This is a genomic window from Micromonospora antibiotica (assembly GCF_017599305.1).
In the GTDB taxonomy this organism is placed as follows: Bacteria; Actinomycetota; Actinomycetes; order Mycobacteriales; family Micromonosporaceae; genus Micromonospora; species Micromonospora antibiotica.
In genome coordinates, this window is sequence record NZ_JAGFWR010000003.1 from 172,736 (window position 1) to 197,014 (window position 24,279).

Here is a 24,279-nt window from a genome sequence, read left to right on the forward strand (position 1 = left end):
GCCGCCCCGGCGGGACGGCCCCACGTCGTCACGGACCGGATCAGCGAACCAGCGCCGGCGCCGCCGGACTGACCGGCACCGACCCCCGAGCGCGCTCGCGACTGCGGTCACGCCACCAGATGCCCCACCACATCAGGCCACGGACGGCACAGACGATGGTGACGGCGAAGAAGAGGGTGTAGACCACGTTGAAAGCGACCAGCACCCCGTAGACCCCGGCCACCGCGGAGCCGAACATGAACTGGTTGCGGCCCCGCGACGGCGTCGTACCCGGGTCGGTGATCATGTAGTTGGTGAACAGGACGAAGGCCACCCCGGTCATCGGCACCAGCGCGGCCCAGATCGCCACGTCCAGCACCAACGCCCGGACCACCGCCTGGATGACGAAACCGCCGAGCCAACCGACGATCAGCAGCACCTTGCGGGTGAGCATGGCGTTGAGCACCGTACCGGCGGTGATGATGACCAGCGGGACCATGATGCTGATCGCGTCCGGCACGTTCTCGGTGAACTGGTAGGGCGGCGCGATGTTGACCCAGGAGAAGGCCAGCAGCGTCACCGTGATCCCGAAGTTCGACGGGTTCATGAAGTGCCGCATCCGCCCGTTGACCGGCGCCCGCAGGGCGGTCTTGGCCCCGATCGCGACGACCACGGCGAACGCCACCGGCCAGAACCGGTCGTTGGCGTAGAGCAGCATGTTCGCCGCCAGCGCGGTGATGTGGGTGGGCAGCAGGAAGGTGTACATCCCCCACACCCCGTTGCCGCTGAAGGCGGGTCGCCGCTTGCCGGCCCACGCCGACACCATCTCGATCCCGATCTCGGCGGTGTAGCCCACCAGCAGGGCGAAGAACGGCCAGGTCCACGGCTGCTCGAAACCGAGCAGGGTGTAGCCGATGATGTTGAAGATCGACATCGACATGGCGAAGTTGCGCAGCGCCAGATAGCGCGGGTCCTTGCCGTCCACCCGGGGAACCGCCGGTCGGGCCGTGGGCGGGGTCGCCGCGTCGACGGGCCGCACCCCGCCCGGGACCGTACGCACCGCGGCGTCGGTCACGCCTTCCTGTTTGACGTCAGTCATCGGGTGATCTCCTGGGCGTCGGCGGTCAGCATCAGGTCGTGCCAACCGGAGGTGAGCGAGAGGGTCTGTTTGTGGGTCGCACCGGTCAGGTCACGCCAGCACACCTCGGCCGAGACCGGGCGGTCCCCGGCGGAGCCCAGCCCGAAGAAGACGTCGAAGCTGCGCTTGCCCGAGTGCCCGCCGCCGCCGTCGAGCTGGGCGACCTGGGTGAGCCCGTCGGCGGTACGGATCTTGACCTGGGCGCCGTAGGCCGGCGTCCGGGCGTCGGCCGGGCCACCCACCGTCGGCCGGTGCAGGCGCAACCCGAGGAAGCCACCCGGGGACGCGGCGGTGTTGCGGTAGAACGCCGGCGGTCCCCACTGGCGGGCCACGGCGAAGTCCTGCACCCCGTCGGCGTTGGTGTCGGCCACCGCCACGCCCCGGGTCGGGATGGGCACGTCGAGGCCAAGCTCGGCGTTGAGGTTGACGAACGTCTTGCCCTGCCGCACCCAGAACGCCAGCTTGTCGTTACCGGCGATGTCGTCGCCCGGCTCCGCCTTCGGCCACATCGCCGGGTTGCGCAGCATCAGGTCGTTGGACATCGCCAGCTCCTGGAGCCAGGCCCACCGGCTGGTGGTGCCCTTGACGAACCCGTCGGCCTGCACCACCTCCAGCGAACCGTTGTTGTCGAAGTCGGCCATCTTGGCGTCCCAACCCCAGCCGGTCCAGGCCATGTTGAGCTTGGACGCCTTGTTGTCGTACGGCGCCACGCCGCGGGTGAGCTTGGCCCGCGCGTCCTGCGGACTGCCGGCGTTGTTCATCCAGACGAAGTTGCTCTCCTCCAGCCCCCAGGAGCTGGTGATGTTGCTGACGAACATGTCGAACCTGCCCCGGTTGTCGAGGTCACCGAAGTCGATCGACATGCCCTTGAAGGAGTCCTGACCGAGCACCATCGACTTCGGGGTGAACGCGCCCCGCCGGCCCTGCGTCTGGGCGAACCTGATCCGGCCCGGGGTCGAGACGTTGTGCAGCAGGTGGTCGTGGCCGAAGTCGTTGGCCAGGTACAGCTCGGGCAGCAGGTCACCGTCGATGTCGGCCGACGCCGCGCCGAGGGTCCAGCCGGTGGAGACCGGGCCGGGGACCGCCTTCTGCTCGACGTACCGCACCGAGGGCTGGTCACCACCGGTGGCCGCGTCCCAGCGCAGCACGTGCGCCCCGCCGGAGTTGCGGGCGTGCGACATGGAGGCGTTCATCTGGACGTTCGGCTGCCCGTCCGGATCGAGCACCTGGGTGTCGGGGAAGTAGTTGAACACGCCGATGTCCGGCCGGCCGTCGCCGTCGAAGTCGGCGACCGCCACCGCGTTGGTGTTCCACAGTGCACCCTGGTAGCGGTTGGCCGGACCGGGCTGGGTGGGAATCAGCTCGGTCGGCGCGTAGCTGCCCAGGCGCAGGTCGGTGGCGGCGGCCCGGTGCAGGAAGAGCACCGGCGTCCGACCCCAGTAGTAGACCAGCAGGTCGGTGCGGCCGTCGAGGTTGTAGTCGCCGGGCACACAGCCCATCGGAGCCATGGTGGTGTCGGTGGGCAGGGGCCGGGGATCGAGGACGAAGGGCTGGTAGCGGGCCCCGCTGTCCGGCGCCGGAGTCACCACGGCCGTGTCGCTACGGGTGTCGACCAGGCAGAGGTCGTCGGCCACCCCGTTACCGTCCAGGTCGTTGAGGGCGATCGCCGCCCCGACCGAGGACACCCAGGACTTGATGTGCTCGTACTCCGGATTGACCTCGCGGACCGTGCGGGTGGTCGGTGCGGGTGGCAGCGCGATCGGCAGCTCGGCGAACTGGAACCGTGCGGCCAGCTCCGACCGCTCGGCGGCGGACGCCTCCGGGCGCTGTGCCACGACGAAGAGAATGCTCAGCAGAACGAGCACAAAGGCTGCGGGAGTTGCGCGGCGAAGGAAGCCGGCAGATTGAGACGGCAACAGTCCCCCTACGTTTTAGTGGGCGCGTCGTTCGCCCGTTGACTGGTCACTCGGAAGTGCCACCGACCGGGGCGGGGATACTGATGATTACCACCCTCCGCGGCGGGGTGAATAACCAACGGATTAACCGCCCATCAGATGACTGGAGCCCTTTCGGGGGCCACGAACATCGTCAGCCAGAAGACCAATGGAGTCTTCTCAGAGCGTGCTCTCCCGCCGGCACGGACCGGACGGCCGGGGCCCGATCGTGCCATCACAGCGAGTCTCTCGCCGGTCGCGATGCGTCAAAGTTCTCTGACTTTGCTCTCCTGAACGCCCGCTTGACCGCGATGCGGCTGCCTCGATACACCCTGAAATATGGCTATTGCCGGTTTAATGCCCGCCGAATGGGAGCGCCTCCAGCCCACCCAGCAGATCGGACGAATCATCTCGCACCGCCCCCGGCCCGCCCGGTACACCCAGCCCAACAATGGCCGTACGCTGCGCGGACGACATCAGGGGCGGCCGGACGGATAGCGAGGATCTCCGCTGGCAAATACGGCCCGGATCGATAGCATGGCTATCCATCCCGCCGGCATCGGCGCTCATTGCCGCCTATCTTTGGTCGCGCTAGCATCAACACGGCCCCGACGGCCAAGGCAATTTCGACGGCCGCATCCGCGTTTATGCATTGATCGAGATTTAACGCTCCGTCAATCAGCCGGCATAGACACCGTAGGCACACAGTCGCCACAACTGTGCCCGGGGATGCCACCGACCGACGAATCGAACACCTGGGGGAGACCGTGGAAGACGTCATTGAACGGGCGGTGGAGCGGGCCATCGTCACGATGCGGGACAACATCGCCGAGCCGCTCACCATCGACGACATGGCCCGTGCCGCAATGTTCAGCAAGTTCCACTTCTCAAGGATCTTCCGCCGGGTCACCGGCGTCTCGCCCGGACGCTTCCTCTCCGCCATCCGCCTCCAGGAGGCGAAGCACCTGCTCGTCTCCACCACCCTGAACGTCGCCGACATCAGCCTGCGGGTCGGCTACAACAGTGTCGGCACCTTCAGCTCACGCTTCACCCGCAGCGTCGGCATGTCCCCCACCGCCTACCGGCGCTACCGGGGCTTCAGCACGCGCATTCCGCAGGACGAGACCAGGGGCGGCTCGGCCGGACGCACCTCGACGGTACGGGGGACCGTCACCGGACCGGACGACGAGGACCTCGGTTTCGTCTTCGTCGGGCTCTTCCCCGACCCGCTGCCCGAGGGCCGGCCCGTCCGCTGTGCGGTGCTCAACGGCGCGGGCGCGTTCGAGCTGGAGACGGTCCCCGAGGGACACTGGTACCTGCTCGTCCAGTCGGTACGCACCGACGGCTCCCCCACGGACGCCCACGACCTGGACCCCGAGGACATCTTCGTCGGCTCGCACGGACCGATCATCGTCCGGCGTGACCAGGCCGTACCCCCGATCGAGATGGGCCTCAAGCCGGCCCGGTCCATCGATCCGCCGGTGCTGCTCGCCCTGCTCGACATCCGCCGGATGGCGCTGGACCAGGTCGGCTACCGGGTCGAAGCGGCCTGACGGCGGGTCGGACCGCGAACCGACCGGAGCCAGCGGCGCATCCCACGAAAGGTGGGATGCGCCGCATCGCCGTGTCAGCCGGTCGGCCCGGGCCGGGCCGAGCCAGACCGAGCCGCGCCGCACAGGACCGGGCCGGGCCGGGCCGCACAGGACCGGGCCGCACAGGACGGGTCACGGTCGGCCGGGCACGGCCCGGCGGTTCGACCCCGGTCGCGCCGGGCCGGGACCACGGGCGGTCGAGGTGACCACCGGCCGGACCACACACGCCGGACCACAGGGTTCGAGGGGGCCCGCACGGTGGACCACCCGACGCCCGGGACCACCAGCGGGCCCGGACGCCAGGCGGCGGATCAGCGGTCCTGGGGCTCCTCCGGGTCGGACGCGACCCGGGGCCGGCGCAGCAGGAGCACCGACAGCGCGATCAGCAGCACCAGGTCCAGCACCAGCAGCAGACCGTCCAGGGGGTCGGTACCGACGTGCTGGTGTCCGGCCTCGGGCACGACGGCGGCCGGCGGCAGCAGCGGTGCGGCGCCGACGGCGAACACGCTGCGCCCGGTGCTCTGCCGACCGTCGGTGAGCCACACGTGGTAGGCGACGGTGTAGCTGCCCTGCGGCAGGGCCGGCACCGACACCACCAGGTCGCTGCCGTCGCGGCGGGAGGCACCGGTGGGCACCTGCGGGCCGTCCGCCGGCGTCAACGACACGTGCGCCTCGTTCGGATCCGGAGTTCCCGCCAAGCGCAGCCGCACCTCGGTCGGCCCGGTGGGCAACCGGCTGCCGTCCGCAGGCACCACGACGGCGGCGACCGTCTCGGCCGGTCCCGGCGGGTTCGGCGAGCGCAGCCACAGCGCGGTCACCACGGTCACCAGCACCACGGCGACGGCCGCCGCGCGCGGCCCGAAGCCACGGCGGCGGCCGTCCTGTCCGGCGGCGGTCATGCCGGCGTGAGCGCCCTGACCGAGCGGGGGGCGCAGGTGCAGGCCATCGTCGCCTGCTCGGCGGGGGTGGGTCGCAGGTGCAGGTACATCGCCACCACCATCGGCAGGAAGACGATCGTGTTGTAGAACAGGTGCAGCTCCACCCGGGCAAAGACCAGCTGCAGCACGCTGGTCGGCACGGGACGGTCGAACAGGAAGTGCCCCGTCTGCGCCTGGAGCAGCAGCAACAGGTGCTCGATGTGGTGCCAGAACTGGATCGCCAGCGCCACCGTCCACCAGGTACGCGCCCGACCGACGAAACCGGGGCGCAGCAGGGCCAGCCCGATGAGCATCACGATGGCGTACCCGTAGTGCAGCCACTCCGAGGTGACCAGCCAGGGCACGGCCAGCCCGAGGACGCCCCGGGACTGCGGCACCGGCCAGCCCAGCACCCAGATCTGGAACGCCTGGACGAGGTGCTCGGCCCAGTGCGCCAGCACCACGACCATGTACAGGTTCAGCGCCGTGCGGTGGTAGGGGCCGTTGAGCCGGCCGAGCGGGCCCGATCGGGAAGGGCGGGGTACGGCTTGGTTGGACATGTCGGGTGGTCTCCCCCTCGGTCGACGGACACCGGCACCGCAGCGGGCCGGGGGACGGCAGCACGCCGCCTCTCCAGGCTGGGACCCGCGCGACCCGGTGTCGTCTTCCAACGTGCCGACGTTCCACTGTGGTGGACGGTCAGCCACCCGCCGCCCGGTCGGCGGAGGTGGCGCAGCAGTGCGCCAGGTGGCTCTCCTGCGCCATCCGGCGCATCGCCTCGAAGGCCACCTCGGACAGCACGTTCCAGACCGCCATGGCGGTGGCGGAGTGCGCCGACTCGTGCCCGAACTCGTGCGTCACGATCCGCGCCGCGCTCTCGGCGTGCTCACTGAACACGTCGATGTCGCAGTTGGCGTCGAGCCGCTGCAACGCGGTCAGCACGTGGGCGAGGGTGTCCCGACCGGGTGAGGCGGCGTCGACCTCCCAGCCGAGGCGGTCGATGAAGTCGTCGACCTGGACCCGGGCCGGGCCGACGTCCGGGGCGTCCTCCTCGGGCTGGTCCGGGAAGAGCGCCCAGATCGTGGCCCGGCACTGGGCGCCCAGCGAGAGCCCCTTGTCGTCGAGGGCGGCCAGCACCCGACGGACCGAGGACAGACTCAGCCGTCCGATGCCGGCCAGCACCCGGATCAGCTGGAGCCGGGCGAGGTGCTCCTCGCCGTACTCCGCCTGGTTACGCGCGGTGGGTCGGCCCGGTGGGAGCAGCCGCTCCCGGATGTAGAACTTGATCGTCGGAAGTGGAACACCACTGATCCTGGCCAGATCTGAGATGCGCATCCGTCCCCCCAGGGTCCCGGTGACCACCGCCGGACGCCGCCAGCGGCGGGACTGCGCCGCCCGGCAGCGGCCGGTCCGAACGTATCGGCGGTGACGCCGCCGCGGACAGCGGGCGCCGGACAGCACGGCGGGTGACGGCCGTCGGCGCGTTCGCGATGACGGCGGTGCAGCCGCCCGTCGGTGCGACGGCGGCTCCTGGGACAGGGCGGGCACCTCGGGCCTCACCGGCCGGGGTGGTCGCCGCGCATCCGGGACTCATCGCACCTCCCCCAGCACGATGAGCAACCTGAGAGTTGCTCAGCGCAATAGTAACCAGTGTGGCCTGCGTGCCGGTTATTCGATGTTGCTGAACCGCACTTCGTGGCTGTGCCCCGAGGGTCACGTCAGGGCCTGCACCGTCATCGGCAGACCGCCCCGGATGCGCAGCGACAGCATCGGTTCGGGCACCACCCGGTGTCCGGCCGGGGTGTGCAGCCGCAACCGGCGGCTCACCATGGCCACCACGAAGACCGCCTCCATCAGACCGAGGTGGTTGCCGACGCAGAACCGGGGGCCCGCGCCGAACGGCACGTAGGCGTAGCGGGGCCGGCCGGCCGACACCGACGGCGAGAACCGCTCCGGGTCGAACCGGTCCGGCTCGTCCCAGTAGGCCCGGTGCCGGTGCAGGGTGTACGGGCAGATCAGCACGTCGGTGCCGGCGGGCACCGCGTAGCCGCCGACCTCGTCGGCCTCCTGCGCCCGGCGGGACAGCATCCACACCGGCGGGTACAGACGCATCGCCTCGCTGAGCACCATCGAGGTGTACGTCAACCGGGGCAGGTCCTCATAGGTCGGCGCCCGGTCACCGAGCACCTCGAGCGCCTCGGCCCGTACCCGCTCCCAGACCTGTGGGTGCCGGTCGAGCAGGTGGAAGGTCCAGCCGAGGGTGCTGGCGGTGGTCTCGTGCCCGGCCAGCAGCAGGGTGGTCAGCTCGTCGCGCAGCCGCCGCCGGCCGACCGCGGGGTCGGTCTCCCGGCGGGTCGAGGCCAGCAACCGCGACAGCGCGTCGTCGTTGTCCTCGTGGCCGGGCCGGGCACGCCGCCGCTCCGCCAACTCGTCGACGATCTCCGCCAGCTCGCGGCGGGCCCGGCGGAAGCGCATCTGCTGCGGCAGCGGCACCCACATCGGCACCATGTTCATCGACGCCATCTCGAACATGGCCTGGTCCTGCATCGACTCGAAGGCCGCCCCCAGCGACCGGAAGCCGCTGAGGTCGGCGTCGAGCAGGGTACGCCCGAGCACCCCGAGGGTGAGCCCGGTCATCTCCCGCATCATGTCGACCGGCTCACCACCGGCGTACGTCTCCAGCCGGTCGACCAGGCGGCCGGCCTCCTCGGCGACGATCCCGGCCTGCTGGGCGATGCGGCGGGCCTGGAACACCGGTTGGATCACCCGACGCTGCTCCCGCCACAACTCGCCCTCACTGGTCAGCAGCCCGTCACCCAGGGCCCGCCGGGCGTGCATCAACCCGATGCCCTTGTGGTAGTTCTGACTGTTGTCGGCCAGCACGTGCTTGGCGTGGTCGGGGTGGTTGAAGAAGTGCAGCCCCCGCCCCGGGCCGAGACGTACCGCGTCGCCGTAGGTCTCGGCGGCGGAGCGCATCAGGCCGAGCCGGTCGCGGCCCAGCTTCCACAGTGTGCCGAGCATCGCCACCCCGGTCGGGCCCCGGGGGACCACCCGGGGCGCGACCGTGGTCACCGGACCACCCCGCTCGGCATGGGGGTGATCTGCCGGAACCGCCCGTGCAGGAACAGCACCGCGTCCTCCTCGTGAAGTTTCTCGGCCGACAGCAACCGGCCGACGAAGATGGTGTGGTCGCCGCCCTCGTAGTCGCGCCACAGTGCGCACTCGAAGGAGGCCAGCGCGCCGGTGATCAGCGGCGCTCCGGTGAGCCGGCCCGGCCGCCAGTCGACGACGTCGAACTGGGCGGCGCCGAGCGGCCGGCGGCGGTCGGCGAAGTGCCGCGCCACGTGTTCCTGGTCGGCGGCGAGCACCGACACCGCGAAGCTGCCGGCGGCCACCAGGTGACGGTGCATGACCGCCTCCCGGTCCACGCAGACCAGCAGCAACGGTGGGTCCAGCGACACCGAGGTGAAGGCGTTCGCGGTCATCCCGTGCGGGGTGCGTCCCCCGACGGTGACCACCGTGACGCCGGTGGCGAAGGCGGCGAAGGCCCGCCGCAGCGCGGCCGGGTCGACCACCGCGTCGTCAGCGCCCGCAGAGATGTCCATCCTGGTCCCCTCGCCGTCACTGGGCCCGGACGGTGGCCGTGTAGGGCGCCAGCGCCCGGGTCAGCGCCTCCGGCACCCGGGTGGGCGCGGTCCGGTTGTTGGGCCCGCGCATGCAGGCCACCCGCTGCCGACCCCGGGCGACGAGCGTCTCGCCGCCGCCCGGGTCGAGGCGTACGTAGTCGAAGCTGAACTCCAGCTGGGTCTGCACCAGGTCGACCAGGCGCATCCGGATCGACAGCTCGTCGAAGGCGGTGATCTCGGCGAAGAACTCGCAGTCGACCTTCAGGGTGAACAGCTTCAGGTCGTCCTGGAGGTCGGCCAGCACGTCCGGGGCGTGCTGCTTGAGGAACATCTCCCGGCACCGTCCCTGCCAGCGCAGGTAGTTGACGTAGTAGACGTTGCCGACGATGTTGGTCTCCTCGAAACCGACCGTGTGCGGATACTCGAAGAACTTGTCCATGATCAACTCCACCCGTCGGTGAGCACGGTGAACACCACCGGTTGCGGGGTGTCCACCAGGCTCGTGGCGAACGTGGCGACACGCAGCGCACCCGAGGCCAGGACCACCCAGCCGTCGGGTCCGCCAGGCGTCAGGGTCAGCGGCGAATCCGCCGGCAGGCCGACCTTGCGCAGGCACTCCACCGCGCCCCACACCCGGGTCGACGCGGTGTGCGCGCTCTCCTCGCGGTCCCCGGCGATCAACGCGGCCAGACCGGCGTGGACGCCCAGCAGGCCCGCCCAGTCCGCCGCCGACCGCTCGGCCACCGGCTCGACGTCACAGCCGACCGTCCCGGTCGCCGCGACCGCGAGGGTGACCCCGGCACCGTGCGCCGCCGAGACACCGCGGTCACCGTCGACCTCCGGCCGGCCGTCCGGGCGGTAACGCACCTCGTGCCGGGCGCCGAGGGCCCGGCCGACGGCGACGGCGGTCCGGTCCCGGCGGGGGGTGTCCGCCGCGCCGTCGGGTTCCACGGCGACCGCGACCCGGGCACCGAGCACGTCGCCCAGCCCGCGTTCCAGGTGCGAGCCGAGCAGCACCGGCAGCCACGGTCCCCGGCCGCCCCGGTGCCGGACCGCCTGCAACCGCAGGCCCTCCCAGCGTTCGACGACCGCCCCGGACTCGTCGCGCACCGCGATGTCGTAGACGTAGGTGTCGCCGTCGCGGCTGCGTTCGGTGGCGCAGCAGCGCACCGTGCCGGTGCCCGACATCCGTGCCCCGGCCGGCCAGATCCGCTCCACGCCCACCGGCAGCAGAGTGGCGTCGGGTACGCAGACCTGGTTGCCGTGCATGAACGCGTCCCGGGTGCCGGGGTCGCCGAGCAGCAGCTCGTCGGGGAGGAAGCCGGCGAACCAGGCGTCACCCCCACCGACGGCCACCTCGGCGTCCACGTCGCGGGCGGCGGCCCGGTGGAACCCGCGCAACCGTTGGAACCGGCCACCCTGGAACAGCCACTCGCCGTAGAGGTCCCGCTCGGGTGCCAGCGGCACCTGCGGCAGGCCCGGGTCGGTGCGTCCGGGCGGGCCGTCGGGGACGGCGGTGTCGGTGAACCGCAGCCGGGCCCGGAAGTGGTCGGTGGCGTACCCGGTCTCGGCGCTGCGGATCGCCACCTGGACGACGGCGTCGTCGGTGACGGTGGCCGCCACCCGGATGACGGTGCTGCCGTCGGGCGGCACCACGATCGGCCGGGGGAACTCCACCTGCTCGACGACCGGCACCGTGGACCGGCCGGTGACCGCGACCGCCACCTGCGTCATCGCCTCCATCCCGAAGACCGCCGGGAAGAGCAGGTTGCCGTCGAGCAGATGGTCGGCGAGGTAGCGGTCGGTGCCGGCGGTCAGCTCGACCTCACTGACCAGTTCGACACCCGGGTAGTACGCCAGCGGTTTGTCCACGAACCGCAGCAACGGCAGCGGCGGACGGTCGTAACGCAGGGTGTCCATCCCCTCGGCCCGGCCGCTGACCACCACCACGGGCGGCACATCCGGGTCGGCGAGCAGCCGCAGCAGCACCTCGACGCCCTGGTCGGGGCTGATCGGGACGACCCCCTCCCGGCTGAGCGACTCCACCACCGACAGCCGTTCACCCATCCCCACCCCGGACCAGACCGACCATTCCAGGCACAGCGCCCGGCAGTGGGGCAACCGTCGGCCGGTCTCCTCGGTGAGGCCGGCCAGCCAGTCGTTGGCGGTGGCGTAGTGCGCCTCACCACGCAGGCCGGCCCGGCCGATGATGCTGCCGAAGGTGACCAGCAGGCGCAGCTGCCCGGGGTCGACCGCGGCGAGCACCGCCCGTAGGCCGTCCAGCTTGGGGGCGAAGGTCCGCCGGACCGCCGCCTGGTCCAGCGCGGTCAGCGCGGCCGGCTCGTTGCGTCCCGCGCCGTGCAGCACCGCGGTCACCGGACCCAACGCCGCCCGCACCTCTGCCACCGCGGCGGCGACCTGCCCGGCGTCGGTGACGTCGGCCCGGGTGTAGTGCAGGGTCACCCCACGGGCGGCCATCCGCCGCAGGTTGTCCGCCAGCTCGGTGTCCTCGGCCGGATCGGAGCGGCCGACCAGCCCCAGCCGGGCCCCGGTCTGCTCCGCCACCGCCAGGGCGCACTCGGCGGTGATGCCCTTGCCCCCACCGGTGACCAGCAGCACGTCGGAGTCGTCGAGGGCGGGCCGGGTCTGCGCGGCGCGTACCGGCAGGGCCCGCAGCACGGGCAGCTGGCGCGTACCCGCGTCGTCGTAGTGGCTCTCCTGGTAGCCGGTGGTGGCACCGACCTCGGCGACCACCCGCTCGACGGCCCCGGGTCCCGCCGGGGTGTCCACCACCGTCACCCGTAGCTGCGGCGCCTCCAGGCGCAACGTCTTGGCCACCCCGGTCGCGCCCCGACCGCGCTGCACCAGCACGAACCGGGTGCCGGCCGGCCCGGCCAGGGCCTGCTTCGCCCCGTCCAGGGCCAGCGCGAGGTGCTCCTCGGTGCACTCGGCCGGCAGGCACACCAGCACACCGGAGTCGACGGCGGCCCGTTCCAGGGCGTGCCGCAGCGGCGCGGCCAGCGGGTGACCGTCGGGGGCGAAGACCTGCCACCGACCGGGTGCGCCACCGCCCACCGGGGTCGGTGGTGCGGCCGGCTCCCGGTCGACGGTGAAGGCCCGGGTCCAGGTAGCCGCGCCGGTCACGGCGGGCGAACGGTCATGGTCGCCGGCCTGGCCGGTCGCGGACAGTTCGTCGAGCGCCACGGCGAGTTCCGCGACGGTGGCGGTGGCGAAGTTGGTGGGGGCCTGGGCCGGCGGCACGTTCACCAACCGGGACGCCTCGTTGATGATCTGCCCGACGGTGATCGAGCTGAGGTGCAGGTCGTCCAGGAGCCGGCTCTCGCCGTGCACCATGGTCAGTGGCAGCTCGGCCCGCTCGGCGGCCAGCCGGCGCAGCATCTGCACCGTGGACTCGCCGTCGACCGGCCCGTCGGCGTCGGTCGGGGCGGGACGGTCCACCCGGGTCGCCTCCGGCAGGTCCACCAGCGGCGCCTGCTCGCAGGGGCTGGCGAAGAAGTGCTGCTCGGCCCCGATACGCAGCGGCCGACGCAGCCGGTCGTCGAACAGCGCCGGGTAGTCGTGCGCGGCACCCACCACGAACGCGGCGGCGGCCACCCGCAGCAGCCCGCGCAGCGACTCGTCGTCGGTGTCCAGGGCCACCGCCGGCACGTCGGTGATCGCCCCGGCCAGGCCGCTGAGGATGCGCCCCGGACCGACCTCCACGAACAGGTCGATGTCCTTGGCGGCCAACGCCACCGCCTGGGCGAACAGCACCGGGTCGGTGATCTGGCGGTGCAGCAGCCCCCGCAGGTCGGTCTCGGCGGCCAGGGTCTCGCCGGTCACGGTGGAGACCACCCGGCGGCGGACCGGGCCGAAGGACTCCCGGGTCAGGTGCCCGGCGAACGCGTCCGCCGCCGGTGCCACCAGCGGTGAGTGGAAGGCGTGCGAGACCCGCAGCAGGGACGCCCCGATCCCGGCGTCGGCGGCCAGGTCGAGGGCGGCCCGGACCGCGTCCTCGGTGCCGGCCACCACCGTCTGCTCCGGCCCGTTGTACCCGGCGATCACCACGGGCACGCCGGCCACCAGCGCGGAGACCCGCTCCGGCCCGGCGTTGACGCTGGCCATCACCCCGGAGGAGCTGTGCTCGGTCATCGTCGCGCCCCGGGCGCGGGTCACCCGCAGCAGGGTCTCGTCGTCCATCGCGCCGGCCCAGTGCAGGGCGGACAACTCACCGAGGCTGTGCCCGACCGCGACGGTCGCGTCCAGACCCAGCAGGTCCAGGGCGGCCAGGCCGGCCCGGGACCCGGTGACGATGCGCGGCTGGGCCAGCGCGGTGGCCACCATGTCCCCGGTGACCGGCAGGTCGGCCCGGCGGAACACCTGGTCCACCTCGGTCAGCCGGCGGCGCAGTGCCCCGCCGCTGGTCCCGCGGCCGGCACCCTGACCGGGGAAGAGGTAACCGATGCGGCCGGCGCCGCCGACGTGGCCGAGGAAGCTGCGCCCGTCGCCGTCGACCAGCCGGGTCTCGCCGGAGTCGAGCAACTCGCACAGCCGCCGCAGCCGCTGCTGCGCGTCGGTGGGCGAGGAAACCACCACCGCCGCCCGGTACGGCCGGTCGGCCAACTGGTCGTGCAGGGTGGCCGCCACGTCGGCGAGCTGCCCCTGGGCCAGGGTCGGCACGTGCTCGAGCAGTTCCCCCAGCCGGTCGCGCAGCTCGTCCCGCGAGGACCCGTCGACCAGGAACAGCTCCACGTCCTGCACGGAGGTGGCGAGGCGGGCCGTCCGGGTGTCGAAGGCGACCCGACGGGCCGTCCCGGCCCGCTCCAGCACCACATGGGTGTTGATGCCGCCGAACCCCATCGCGGTGATGCCGGCACGCACCGGCTGACCGTCCGGCCACGGTTCGGCCGCCCGCAGCACCCGCAGCGTCGCGTCGTCGCGGGTGAGCAGCTCGTGCGGGTCGACGCAGCCGAGCGCGGGCGGCAGCACCTGGTGGTGCACGGCCAGCGCCGCCTTGATCAGGCCGGCCACCCCGGCAGCCGCCTTGGTGTGCCCGATCATGCCCTTGATCGAAGTGATCACGGCGGGCGGGGCGGTCGGGTCGGCCTGCCGGCGGGCCTCCGACAGGGCGGTCAACTCGGTGGCGTCCCCGACCGCCGTACCGGTGCCGTGCCCCTCGAACAGCGGCACCGACTCGATGCCGAACCCGGCCCGCTCGTACGCCCGGCGCAGGGCGAGCTGGTAGCCGTTGACCTCGGGACGGGTGATGCCGCCCTTACCGTCGGAGGAGATGCCCCAGCCGGCGATGGTGGCGTAGCTGCGGTGGCCGGCGGCGAGCGCGTCGGCCTCCCGCATCAGCACCACCATCCCGCACCCCTCCCCCGGCCAGAAACCGTTGGAGTGCCGGTCGTAGACCCGCATCTCGTCGCGGGCCAACGCGCCGGTCTTGGCGAAACCGACGATCTCGAACGGGTCGATCGACAGGTCCACCCCGCCGGCCACCGCGACGTCGAGGTCGCCGTCGAGCAGGGCCCGGCAGGCGGTGGCGACCGACAGCAGCGACGAGGAACAGGCGCCGTCGACGGTGTACCCGCCGCCGTTGAGGTCGAAGTAGTTGCAGATCCGGCCGGCGATGGTGTTGGACAGGCCACCGGCGAGGGTGTCCTCGTCGATCTCCGGGAAGGGCGCCTTGTAGCGCTGCTCCAACCCGTCGAGGAAGGTCGCCAACCGGTCGTCGTCCCAGCCCTGCTGCTGGAGCGCGGTGGCGACGGTACGACGGACGAACGGCCAGCGCAGCCGCATGACGTTGGCGCGGGCGAACTCACCGGTGAGGGTGTTGCCCACGACCACACCGGTGCGGTCGCGGGGCAGCCCCTCCCCCAGCGGGAAGCCGGCGTCGCCCAACGCCTTGGTGGCCATGTCCAGGGCGAGCCAGTGGGTCAGGTCGGTGGAGCGGTAGGTGCTACCGGCGATCTTGTAGGCCAGCCGGTCGAACTCGTACCCCTCGATGACGGCGGCGGTGCGGGCGTAGAACCGGTCCGGGGCGCTCGGGTCCGCGTCCCAGTAGTCCGCCAACCGCATGCGGACGTCGGGCAGCGCGCGGAAGGCCCGGCGACCGGCGAGGGCGTTCTCCCACAGTTCTCGGGGCGAGGTGGCGTCCGGGTATCGGCACGCCATGCCAACGATGGCGATCCTGGTCATGCGGGCACGATCTCCTTACCGTTCGGGTCGCCACGGGCGTGGCGAGGCGCCTGCCGAGTCGTGGGCAGGTGTGGGGAGGCTGCGCCGGGACCACCCGGCGTCCGGCGGGACGGGAACAGGGACGGGGACGGAGTCCCGGTCAGTGCCTTCCGCGTACCCGCAGTTCGTCGGCGATGGCACGACGCCAGACCTCGTAGGCGGGCTCCAGCGGGCTGTCGGCGCCGGTCGGCCGCTGCGCGGCGCAGATCCGGTCCGCCTCCGCCGGGGTGGTGCCGGCCAGCACCGCCGTGGCCCGGGCCGTGTGCGGGGTCTGGAGGCCGGCCGTCAGCCGGGCGGTCGCCGCGAACGCGCTGCCCTGGGCGACCTGGGCACGGTGCGAACCGGCCCGGTCGAGGAACACGCGCAGTTCGTCGGCGTCGACGCCACCGGCGTACGTGGCGGCCAGGCCGGCACCGCCGTAGAGGTCGGCCCGGCGCTCGGCCGGGAACCTGTCGATCAGATCGGCGACCACCGCCGCGTCGGTGCCGCCGACGAACCACATCGCCCGGCCGATGCCCTGGTCGATGGCGCGTTGGGCGTACCAGCGGGGGCCGTCGGCCGGCCACGGGAAGTCCGACTCCTGGTAGTGCTCGTGCACGTACCGACGGGTGTGGAAGTACGCCTGGTGGAAGCCGTACCCGTCGAGCACCAGCCAGCGCAGCAGCGGGTCCGGGGCGAACAGCTTCGACCAGCGGAACCGGGGCACCCGGGCCATCGCCCAGCCGACACCGACGTAGGCCATGTAGACGTGGTCGGCACCCCGGCCGGACAGGAACGTCGCCACCCGGTCCGACCGGCCGCCGGGCAGGGCGTCCAGCACGGCGAAGCCCATCGCGGCACCCTCGTAGGCGAAGCCGCGGAACTGCGCACGCACCGCCTCCAGTGCCGGCTCCGCGTCGGCGGGCTCCCGGGCCTCGGCCGCCGCGGCGTACCCGGTCAGAAATGACTCACCGACGGTTTCCAACAGTTCGACGGCGGCCGGGTCCTTACGGTGGAAACCGCGCACATCCAGTTTGGTCTCCGACAACGAGGGCGTGAGAATGCGTCGCCGCAATCTCCGGAATGTATTCGACACCTGGCGTCCCCCTATCTTCTCGCACGTCAGGAGGGATGCCTCCTGAAGTTATGTTTTCAGCGGCGAAACAGATCGTCTACTTCAAAGGTGCGCCACCGGCGCATTACCCGATGGCCCCGGAATTGATCGGCGACGTCATCGGGTGGCGGGGCCGGCACAGCGTCGGCCGACCTCCCGCGCCGCCGCGTACGCCGCCCAGGCCACCGCCTGCACCAGCGCCCGGTCGGTCGGCTCGACCCGGCGGAACCCCGCGACCACCTCGTCGTCGACCAGGTAGGAGGCGAACGCGGTCAGCAGCGCCAGTCGACCGGCCGCCCGGTCCCGCTCCGGCAGCCCGCCGACGGCCTCGTCGCACCAGCGTCGACCGGGTCCCGGCGGCTGCCCGTCCCAACCGTCGAGCCGGTCGCGCACCAGCGCCCGTACCGACGCCGGCACCGCCTCCGCACCGGCCAGGTCGAACGCCCGGTAGGCGCGGGCCGCCGCACCGGCGACCACCGGATCGGCGGCGGCCCACCCGGCGTCGAGCGGCAACGCCGCCACCGGCAGCAACGCCAGCGACCGACCCGGCCGGGGCGCGGCCCGCAGGGTGGGTCGCAGCAACCGACCGACGGCCCGCTTGAACCGGCGGCGGGCGGCACCGGACAGGCCGGCGGGCAGCAGATGGTCGGGCAGGAAGACGTTGACCACCCGGGCCAGGTAGTGGAAGGCCACCACCACGCCCACCAGCTCCGGGCCGTGGGCGGCCGGGAACGGGGGGACCACCGCACCGGTGTGGGCCTGCCGGGCCCAACCGGCCACCGCCCGCACCACCGGATCACCCAGGTCGGCCATCCGGTCGTCGGCGACGGCCTCCGCGTCGTCCTCGGTGGCCAGGTCGTACAGGCTGATGCTGTGCATGTCCACGCAGTACGGGCAGGTGTTGGCCACGGACACCCCGGCGGCCACCGCCTCCTTGGTGCGCCGGTCCACCACCCGGCCCGCGATCAGCGGCTCCCGCATCAACATCCAGTACGCGGCGAGCACCGGCGGCGCCGGGGAGTGCAGCAGCACCGGCGGAACCACCAGCTTCTGCTCGTCCTGCGCCTGGGCGTACACCTCGGCCACCAGGCCCCGGGCGGTGCCGGCCGGCACCGGCGCGACGTACCTGACCTGGCGGCGTACCACCGATGACGCGACCCGTGCGGCGACCATGGTCCCTCCCCCTGGCGGGCCCGCCGGCGTGCCGGGGTTGGCCGGACGTCGACGGCCGGGCCCATCGTGGTCAGCATGCGCCGCGCGGCCCGGCCGGCGGTTCTTCCACGGTGCGCAACCCGGCGCACGGGCCCGGATGCGTCCCGTTGACGCGGGTCCACCATCGACCGCGGGCGCGGCCCGTGACCGCGGTGACACCGGGGTACGGCCCGGCCGCAGCGCATGACGAGAGAAGACAGCGCCCACGCCCGGCCCGCATGCTGCTGGTGCTGACGTGACGCCGTCGGCGCGGGCCCGGCCACCGGCCGCCCGACGCGGCGGCGACGGGATCGGCGTCGTGCGTGGCAACCGGCGCCCTCGGACGCGCCGGGCCACGCTCGCCACTGCTGACGAGCGAGAGGACAGCCGCGTGAGCGCACAAAACGACGTCTTCGTCGACCTGGGCCTGGAGGGTGACGCCGTCGACCGGATGGTCGCCGACCTCGACGAGGCGCAGTGGGCGCTGGACACCCCTGCGCCGGAGTGGACCGTCGCCCACCAGATCGCCCACCTGGCGGCGACCTTCCGGCTGGCGGGACTGGCCGCGGCGGACCCGGCGGGGTTCGTCGCGCTCGCCGGGCAGTTCGGGCCCGACTTCAACCGCAACGTGCGGACCGCCCTGTCGCCGTACCTGTCCGCACCGCCACCGGCGCTGCTGGCCAAGTGGCGCGAGGAACGGGCCACCGCCGAGCAGGCCCTGGCCGCGGTGCCGGCCGGGCAGACGGTGCCCTGGCTGGTCCGGCCGCTGCCCGCGCCGGTGCTGGCCGCCGCCGGCATGATGGAACTGTTCGGCCACGGGCAGGACATCGCCGACGCGCTCGGGCTGCGCCCCGAACGCACCGACCGGCTCCGGCACCTGGTCGACTTCGCCGTCCGCACCTGGGACTTCGGCTACCAGGCGCGCGGGCTGGACACCCCGGACGTCGCGTTCCGCTTCGAGATCACCGCCCCGTCCGGCGACGCGGTCTGGGAGTTCGGGCCGGCGGACGCCACCGAGCGGATCAGCGGGCCGGCGGCCGACCTGTGCCTGCTCGTCACCCGCCGCCGGCACCGCGCCGACCTGGCGCTCACCGCCGTCGGGGCGGAAGCCGACCGCTGGCTGGACCTGGCGCAGGCCTACCGGGGCCCGGCCGGTCCCGGCCGCACCCCGGGCCAGTTCGACAGCGTCCGGGCCTGACCGGCCGGCGGCCCCCGTCCCGAGCCGGGACGGGGGCCGCCGGCTGCGCGCCGACCGGATCAGGCCGGGGTCGCCGGGTCGGCGACCGGCACCCGGTCGCGCACCCGGGCCCGCCACAGCTCGTACGCCGGCAGGCCCGGCCCGGCGGCGGAGTCCACCGCGACCTCGTCGGCCAACACGGAGGCGTGCTCCACCGTCATCCCGGCGAGGGCGTGCAGCGCCACCCCGGTGTGCCCGGGGATGTGACCCGAGTAGTCGCGGGCCTTCGCGGCGAACACCGCGCCCTGACCGAGGTGCGGGCGGTCGACGCCGCTGAGCCGGGCCAGCAGGGCCAACCCCTCCGCGTCACAGCCACCGGCGAAGGTGGCCGCCAGTCCGACGCCGCTCCACAGGTCGGCCTGCCGGGACCGGTCGAACCGCTGCACGGCCGCCGCCACCTGGGTCGGCTGCGCACCGTGGATGAACCACAGCGCCCGGCCGACGCCCTGGTCGCAGGCGCGCGCGAAGTAGTCGGGGTGCCCCTGCCACGGGTACGGCGACGGGCGGTACTGCCCACCCACCCAACGGTCGGTGTCGAAGTAGGCCCGGTCGAAGCCGTACCCGTCGACGGCCAGCCAGCTCATCGTCGGGTAGTACCGCATGCCGGTCAGGTCGGGCAGGACCCGCCGCCACAGCGGGCGGGGCAGCCGGGCCATCGCGAAGCCGATCCCGATGTAGGTGAGGAAGGTGTGCCGCTCGGCCCGGCCCCGCAGCAGGTCCCGGGCCCGGTGGCCACGTCCGCCGGCCATCGCGTCACGCACCGTGCAGGCCATCGTCGCCCCCTCGTAGGCGAACCCGCGCAACTCGACGTCGACCAGTTCCAGGCGACGCTCCACCTCCCACTGGTCGCGGGCGTCGATCGCCCACTCGAACCCGCAGATCACCGTCTGCGGGATGGCCTCCAACCGCCGGGTGACCGCCGACTCCTCGACGGGGAAGCCGCGCCGGGCGAAGCTCACCTCGGCCAACGACGGGGTGAGCAGCAGCCTGCGGATCGAACCAAGGGTGGTCGGCATGGGCATCTCCCTGGGCAACGCCGGAGTCGGCAACGGTCGGGACCCGCCGGGGCACCTCGGGGCGCACGCCGGTCACGGGTGCACTCATCGTCCGGGCCGCACCCGTTTCCCCGCTTCTCCCGACGTGCGCAGGTGTCCACCCGGACGGTGCACGGCGGGGTGGACCGGACCGTCGGTGGCGGGTCACCGGGGGGTGCCGGCCGCACCGGCGTCGGGTCCCGGCACCCACCGCACTTCGGAAGGTGTTTCGGTGCCCCCGATGCGTGCACGATGTGCGGCAGCGGAATCGCGCGGGGCGGTGCCCGGATTCCACCACCGACCGGCCGGCACCGACATTCGCGCGACCCGTCGTGTACGCGGGGAAAGAGTATTCCCGGAACCGCCCGGAACAATTTCGCACCGGACAGGAGGCGTCGCCGTGCAGTCCAGTACCACCGACGCAGACACAGCGCGGACTATGACCATCGAGGCCTTTGCCGACACCATTGTTCCGGGCGAGAAGAGAAGCCCGGACGACCAGGCCGTGGCCGGCGCCGCCCCCGGTGGGGGTGCGGTCGCCGCCGGGGCGGTGGAGCTGCTGGAGTTGCCGGCCGGCGGCCTGGCCGACTCGCTCGACGGGCTGGCCCTCACCCTCGACATGCACGCCGGCGAGTACGCCGCCGAGCAGGGGATCACCCTGGACCCGGCGCTGCCGGCGTTCGTGGCCCTGCCGTTCGCGCACCGCACCGAGCTGGTCCGCCGGCTGACCGACCCGGAGCACCCGGAGAAGCAGATGTGGGTGGGCCTGGCGCTGTTCAGCAACATGGCCTTCGACAGCGCGGCGCACCTGCCGACCGTGGCGGCGCTCGCCGACGGGCACCCCGGCCTGCTGCACATCGGCTACCACCGGCCGGACGCCGACGGGTTGTGGCGCTACCCGAACTACTCCTACGGCCGCCCCCTGGCCCCCCTGCACCCCGACACCACCCCCACCGGGAGCCCGGCATGAGCAGCACCGAGAAGACCGACGTCCTGATCATCGGCAGTGGTTTCGGTGGCGCGATCACCGCCTACCACCTGGCCGCCGGGGGCGCGAAGGTGGTGATCCTGGAGCGCGGGCCGTGGCTGTCCGGTCAGGACTTCGACCACGACTTCGAGCTGGGTTCGTCGTACACCCGGGCGTTCGACTTCGTCGTCGGGGACGGGATGAGCGTGCTCAGCGGCAACTGCGTGGGCGGCGGCAGCGTCGTCTACTTCGCCACCATGCCCCGGGCGCCCCGGTTCGTCTTCGAACGCCAGGGCTCGATCGGCCGGCGGATGTGGCCGGCCGCGATCAACCGGGACACCCTGGACCCGTGGTACGACCGGGTGGTCGAGGCCCTGCCGGTCACCGGCCAGAGCTGGGACCAGGTGCCGTACCCCGGCGGGCTGTGGGCGGCGGCCTGCGCCCACGCGGGTCGCACCGCCAACCCGGTGCCGTCGGCGATCGACCTGGACAAGTGCACCAACTGCAACTGGATGATGGCCGGCTGCCGGTTCGACGCCAAACGGTCGCTGCTGCTGAACTACCTACCGGCGGCGCTGGCCCACGGGGCGACGATCCGGCCGCTGCACGAGGTGCAGCACCTGTCGCGCACCGACGACGGCGGCTACCGGGTGCACTACCGGGTCGTCGACGACGAGGACTACCGCGTCCTGCACGACGCCGGCACCATCGACGCGAAGATCGTCATCGTCGCGGCCGGCGCGGGGGCGACCCCGGTCATCCTGCAACGCTCCGAGGCGACGCTGGGCAAGATGCCGTCGGCGGTCGGCCGCTACTTCTCCGGCAACGGGGAACGGCTCAACACCGCCGTGTTCGACGAGGACCGGGTCCGTGAGGTACTGGGCCTGGACCGGGGCGACGGGGTCGCCTACGAGGCGTACCAGATCGGCCGGGGGCCGACGGTGGCCAGCTGGGACAAGCTCGACGCCAACCTGCCCGAGTACGAGCGGTACTCGTTGGAGCAGCTCTACTTCCCGCCCGGCCTGGGCACCATCCTCGCCCAGGTGCCCGACGCGACCGGCCCGAGCTGGTTCGGGGTGGAGAAGAAGGAGCTGATGCGGCACTTCAAGTCGTGGCTGACCGTCTTCACCATGTCCGAGGACGACAACGAGGGCGTGTTCGGCCCGCCGCCGGAGACCGGCAACGCGCACCGCTTCTCCCAGCAGATGCTGGGGCACGGCCCGCTGCGCTACCAGCCCACCGCCAACACGTGGCGGGGCTGGAACCTGTCCGACGCCGACGTCAAGGACATCGTCGAACGCGACGGCCTGGCGAAGGTGATGCCGTGGACCAACGACCTGGTGGGCGCGTACACCGTGCACCCGCTGGCGTCGTGCCGCATCGGTGACGACCCGGCGACGTCGGCCCTGGACGACCGGCACGAGCTGCGCGGGCACCCGGGCATCTTCGTCACCGACGGGTCTGCGGTGCCCGGCGCCCTCACCGTCAACCCGGCCCTGACGATCAGCGCGTTGGCCGAACGGGCCGTCCCGGGCATCGTCCGGGCCGCCCGGGAACGTGGGGTCGCGGTCACCTACGGCGCTCCCGCGCCGGACGGCGCGACCGCCGGCCGCCGCGCCGTGCTCCAGGCCCGCTGACCCGACCACGGTCCCCCGGCATCCGGCCGGGGGACCGCCCCGACCTGGAAGGGGATGACCGTGGCGACCCTGTTGGCCCGCGCCACCCGGCGCACCGTGCTCGCCCACGTCCGGCACGTCCGCCCGGTCGCCCCCCATCGGGCGGACGGCCTCGTCGCCCAGGTGTACGGGCAGGTCGAGCGGGACTTCGGCATGTTGGCGCCACCGGTGGCGCTGCACTCCCCCGCCCCGCGGGTGCTGGCGGCGAGCTGGACGATGCTGCGGGAGACCCTGGTGGCCACCGGTCCGGCCGGCCGGCCGGCGAAGGAGGCGGTGGCGGCGGCGGTCTCCGCGGCGAACCGCTGCCCGTACTGCGTCGACGTGCACGGGGCGGCCCTGGTCGGACTGCTACCCGGTGGTGGCGGGGCCGGCCCGGCGGTGGCGGGGCTCGACGACGGGCCGTGGGGGCCGTTGGCCCGTTGGGCCCGGCGGCCGTCCCCGCACGGCCCGGCCGGGCCGCCGCCGGCACCCCCGGACCAGCTGCCGGAGCTGGTCGGCGTGGCGGTGGTCTTCCACTACCTGAACCGGATGGTCAACGTGTTCCTGCGGGACTCCCCGCTGCCCGACACCCCGTCGGTGGCCCGGGGTGTCGTGCAGCGGACGGCGGCCCGGGTGATGGGGGCGCTGGCCCGCCGGCCCTGCCCGCCGGGGGCGGCGGTGGTGTTGCTCCCGGCCGCCCCACGCCCGGCCGACCTGGTCTGGGCCGGTCCGACGGTGCTCGCCGAGGCGCTGGCCCGTGGTTACGCCACGATCGAGGACGGCGGCCGGCAGGTCGTCCCCGCCGGGGTACGGGAGCTGGTCGCCGCCCGCTGCGCCGACCCGAAGGACGGTCCGACCGGCATCAGCGCCCGCCCCTGGGTGGAGGACGTCGTCGCCGGTCTGTCCCCGGTGGAGCGCCCGGCGGGACGACTCGCCCTGCTCACCGCGTTCGCCTCCTATCAGGTCAGCGACGCCGTGGTGGCGGACTTCCGGGCGCACCACCCCGGCGACGACGCCCTGGTGACGCTCACCGCCTGGGCGGCCCTGACCGCGGCCCGCCGCTACGGCCCGGCACTGGCCGGTGTCCCGGACGTGCCGGACCCGACCAGCTGACCCCCAGCCCCGGCCCCCGCCCGAGCCCTCGGTCCCCCGGCTCCGACCCTCCGGCACCTGATCGCCCTGCCCACGCCCCCGGCCCTGGCTCCGGCTTTGACCCACGCCCCCCGGCCCACGCCCCCCCGGCCCCGGCTTTGGCCCACGCCCCGGCTCACGCCCTCCGGCCCTGGCTGCGGCCCGGTCCCGGCTTTGACCCTCGGCCCACGCACCCCGGCTTTGACCTTCGGCCCACGCACCCCGGCTTTGACCTTCGGCCCACGCACCCGGCCTTGGCCCTCGGCCCACGCCCGCTCGCCTCGGACCAGCCCCGCAGCTGGGTCCCCGACCGTGGGTCGGGGTGCGGCGTGGAGCCGAGAGGTAGCGCGGAGCCGACACGCGGCCGGAACCAGAGCGCGGTGTCAGGCTGGGCAGGGGCGAGCTGGGCGGGTTGCGGCTCCCGGAGGGGACTACCTTCCCCGATAACGGTTATGCCTGTCCGTCATATTTATGACGCTCAGGCATAACACCTTCCCGGCACACCATGCCTTCCCGGCACACCGAGTGGCCGGCTGGCCCGCTGG

17 protein-coding genes are annotated in these 24,279 nt (G+C 73.1%); 5 read left to right on the forward strand and 12 right to left on the reverse strand.

The window, feature by feature from the left end; translation table 11 throughout:
• Positions 1–40 precede the first annotated feature (40 nt).
• Both JQN83_RS09065 and JQN83_RS09070 read right to left on the reverse strand, forming a co-directional pair.
• The gene (locus tag JQN83_RS09065) at positions 41–1,078 is read right to left on the reverse strand and encodes an enediyne biosynthesis protein (protein WP_208566618.1); all 1,038 of its coding nucleotides are present in this window, start codon (positions 1,076–1,078) and stop codon (positions 41–43) included.
• Positions 1,075–2,982 carry a CRTAC1 family protein gene (locus tag JQN83_RS09070; RefSeq protein WP_208566619.1) on the reverse strand — a complete coding sequence of 636 codons (1,908 nt, stop codon included), beginning with the start codon at positions 2,980–2,982 and terminating at the stop codon, positions 1,075–1,077. Before JQN83_RS09070 ends, JQN83_RS09065 begins: the two co-directional genes overlap by 4 nt.
• Before the next feature lie 836 nt (positions 2,983–3,818).
• On the opposite strand from JQN83_RS09070, the gene JQN83_RS09075 reads away from it, so the two are divergent.
• Positions 3,819–4,604 carry a helix-turn-helix domain-containing protein gene (locus JQN83_RS09075; RefSeq protein WP_208566621.1) on the forward strand — a complete coding sequence of 262 codons (786 nt, stop codon included), beginning with the start codon at positions 3,819–3,821 and terminating at the stop codon, positions 4,602–4,604.
• 350 nt (positions 4,605–4,954) lie between these two features.
• Here JQN83_RS09075 and JQN83_RS09080 read toward each other — a convergent pair whose 3' ends face one another.
• The 9 genes from JQN83_RS09080 to JQN83_RS09120 all read right to left on the reverse strand — a co-directional run bounded on the left by JQN83_RS09080 (position 4,955) and on the right by JQN83_RS09120 (position 17,692).
• A complete protein-coding gene (locus JQN83_RS09080) occupies positions 4,955–5,542 on the reverse strand; it encodes a copper resistance CopC family protein (RefSeq protein WP_208566622.1) in 588 nt (195 codons plus the stop codon).
• Positions 5,539–6,120, reverse strand: a complete 582-nt coding sequence (locus JQN83_RS09085; protein WP_208566623.1) for a hypothetical protein — start codon at positions 6,118–6,120, stop codon at positions 5,539–5,541. Before JQN83_RS09085 ends, JQN83_RS09080 begins: the two co-directional genes overlap by 4 nt.
• Positions 6,121–6,259: 139 nt before the next feature.
• Entirely contained in the window at positions 6,260–6,895 is a 636-nt protein-coding gene (locus JQN83_RS33725) for a MerR family transcriptional regulator (protein WP_208566624.1), read from the reverse strand.
• 378 nt (positions 6,896–7,273) lie between these two features.
• Complete coding sequence (locus JQN83_RS09095; protein ID WP_208566625.1) at positions 7,274–8,632, reverse strand: cytochrome P450; 1,359 nt, start codon at positions 8,630–8,632, stop codon at positions 7,274–7,276.
• Positions 8,629–9,165 carry a flavin reductase family protein gene (locus JQN83_RS09100; protein WP_208566626.1) on the reverse strand — a complete coding sequence of 179 codons (537 nt, stop codon included), beginning with the start codon at positions 9,163–9,165 and terminating at the stop codon, positions 8,629–8,631. Before JQN83_RS09100 ends, JQN83_RS09095 begins: the two co-directional genes overlap by 4 nt.
• A gap of 16 nt (positions 9,166–9,181) precedes the next feature.
• Positions 9,182–9,625 (reverse strand): acyl-CoA thioesterase, encoded by a 444-nt coding sequence (locus tag JQN83_RS09105; RefSeq protein WP_208566627.1) that lies wholly within the window; start codon positions 9,623–9,625, stop codon positions 9,182–9,184.
• Between the two features lie 2 nt (positions 9,626–9,627).
• Positions 9,628–15,387 (reverse strand): type I polyketide synthase, encoded by a 5,760-nt coding sequence (locus JQN83_RS09110; protein WP_208566628.1) that lies wholly within the window; start codon positions 15,385–15,387, stop codon positions 9,628–9,630.
• Positions 15,388–15,526: 139 nt separating this feature from the next.
• Positions 15,527–16,501, reverse strand: coding sequence for a DUF1702 family protein (locus JQN83_RS09115; RefSeq protein ID WP_208566629.1), 975 nt, complete (start codon positions 16,499–16,501; stop codon positions 15,527–15,529).
• Between the two features lie 135 nt (positions 16,502–16,636).
• Complete coding sequence (locus tag JQN83_RS09120; RefSeq protein ID WP_208566630.1) at positions 16,637–17,692, reverse strand: carboxymuconolactone decarboxylase family protein; 1,056 nt, start codon at positions 17,690–17,692, stop codon at positions 16,637–16,639.
• Positions 17,693–18,161: 469 nt separating this feature from the next.
• On the opposite strand from JQN83_RS09120, the gene JQN83_RS09125 reads away from it, so the two are divergent.
• A complete protein-coding gene (locus JQN83_RS09125; RefSeq protein ID WP_244252128.1) occupies positions 18,162–18,908 on the forward strand; it encodes a TIGR03084 family metal-binding protein in 747 nt (248 codons plus the stop codon).
• A gap of 59 nt (positions 18,909–18,967) precedes the next feature.
• Here JQN83_RS09125 and JQN83_RS09130 read toward each other — a convergent pair whose 3' ends face one another.
• On the reverse strand, positions 18,968–19,963 hold the full coding sequence (locus tag JQN83_RS09130; protein WP_208566632.1) for a DUF1702 family protein: 996 nt from the start codon (positions 19,961–19,963) through the stop codon (positions 18,968–18,970).
• Positions 19,964–20,381: 418 nt separating this feature from the next.
• Here JQN83_RS09130 and JQN83_RS09135 point away from each other — a divergent pair, with 418 nt between their 5' ends.
• The 3 genes from JQN83_RS09135 to JQN83_RS09145 are packed head-to-tail and all read left to right on the forward strand — an operon-like array spanning position 20,382 to position 23,716.
• Positions 20,382–20,951, forward strand: coding sequence for a DUF5987 family protein (locus tag JQN83_RS09135; RefSeq protein WP_372443991.1), 570 nt, complete (start codon positions 20,382–20,384; stop codon positions 20,949–20,951).
• Positions 20,948–22,585, forward strand: a complete 1,638-nt coding sequence (locus tag JQN83_RS09140; RefSeq protein ID WP_208566634.1) for an FAD-dependent oxidoreductase — start codon at positions 20,948–20,950, stop codon at positions 22,583–22,585. Before JQN83_RS09135 ends, JQN83_RS09140 begins: the two co-directional genes overlap by 4 nt.
• A gap of 60 nt (positions 22,586–22,645) precedes the next feature.
• The gene (locus tag JQN83_RS09145; protein WP_307799112.1) at positions 22,646–23,716 is read left to right on the forward strand and encodes a carboxymuconolactone decarboxylase family protein; all 1,071 of its coding nucleotides are present in this window, start codon (positions 22,646–22,648) and stop codon (positions 23,714–23,716) included.
• Positions 23,717–24,279 lie beyond the last annotated feature (563 nt).

What these genes read in the sequence shown, in the direction of transcription:
- JQN83_RS09105 (WP_208566627.1), bottom strand. Translation starts at nt 9,625, where the DNA reads ATGGACAAGTTCTTCGAGTATCCGCACACGGTCGGTTTCGAGGAGACC.
- JQN83_RS33725 (WP_208566624.1), bottom strand. Translation starts at nt 6,895, where the DNA reads ATGCGCATCTCAGATCTGGCCAGGATCAGTGGTGTTCCACTTCCGACG.
- JQN83_RS09120 (WP_208566630.1), bottom strand. Translation starts at nt 17,692, where the DNA reads ATGGTCGCCGCACGGGTCGCGTCATCGGTGGTACGCCGCCAGGTCAGG.
- JQN83_RS09130 (WP_208566632.1), bottom strand. Translation starts at nt 19,963, where the DNA reads ATGCCGACCACCCTTGGTTCGATCCGCAGGCTGCTGCTCACCCCGTCG.
- JQN83_RS09080 (WP_208566622.1), bottom strand. Translation starts at nt 5,542, where the DNA reads ATGACCGCCGCCGGACAGGACGGCCGCCGCCGTGGCTTCGGGCCGCGC.
- JQN83_RS09100 (WP_208566626.1), bottom strand. Translation starts at nt 9,165, where the DNA reads ATGGACATCTCTGCGGGCGCTGACGACGCGGTGGTCGACCCGGCCGCG.
- JQN83_RS09085 (WP_208566623.1), bottom strand. Translation starts at nt 6,120, where the DNA reads ATGTCCAACCAAGCCGTACCCCGCCCTTCCCGATCGGGCCCGCTCGGC.
- JQN83_RS09125 (WP_244252128.1), top strand. Translation starts at nt 18,162, where the DNA reads ATGGTCGCCGACCTCGACGAGGCGCAGTGGGCGCTGGACACCCCTGCG.
- JQN83_RS09140 (WP_208566634.1), top strand. Translation starts at nt 20,948, where the DNA reads ATGAGCAGCACCGAGAAGACCGACGTCCTGATCATCGGCAGTGGTTTC.
- JQN83_RS09110 (WP_208566628.1), bottom strand. Translation starts at nt 15,387, where the DNA reads ATGACCAGGATCGCCATCGTTGGCATGGCGTGCCGATACCCGGACGCC.
- JQN83_RS09065 (WP_208566618.1), bottom strand. Translation starts at nt 1,078, where the DNA reads ATGACTGACGTCAAACAGGAAGGCGTGACCGACGCCGCGGTGCGTACG.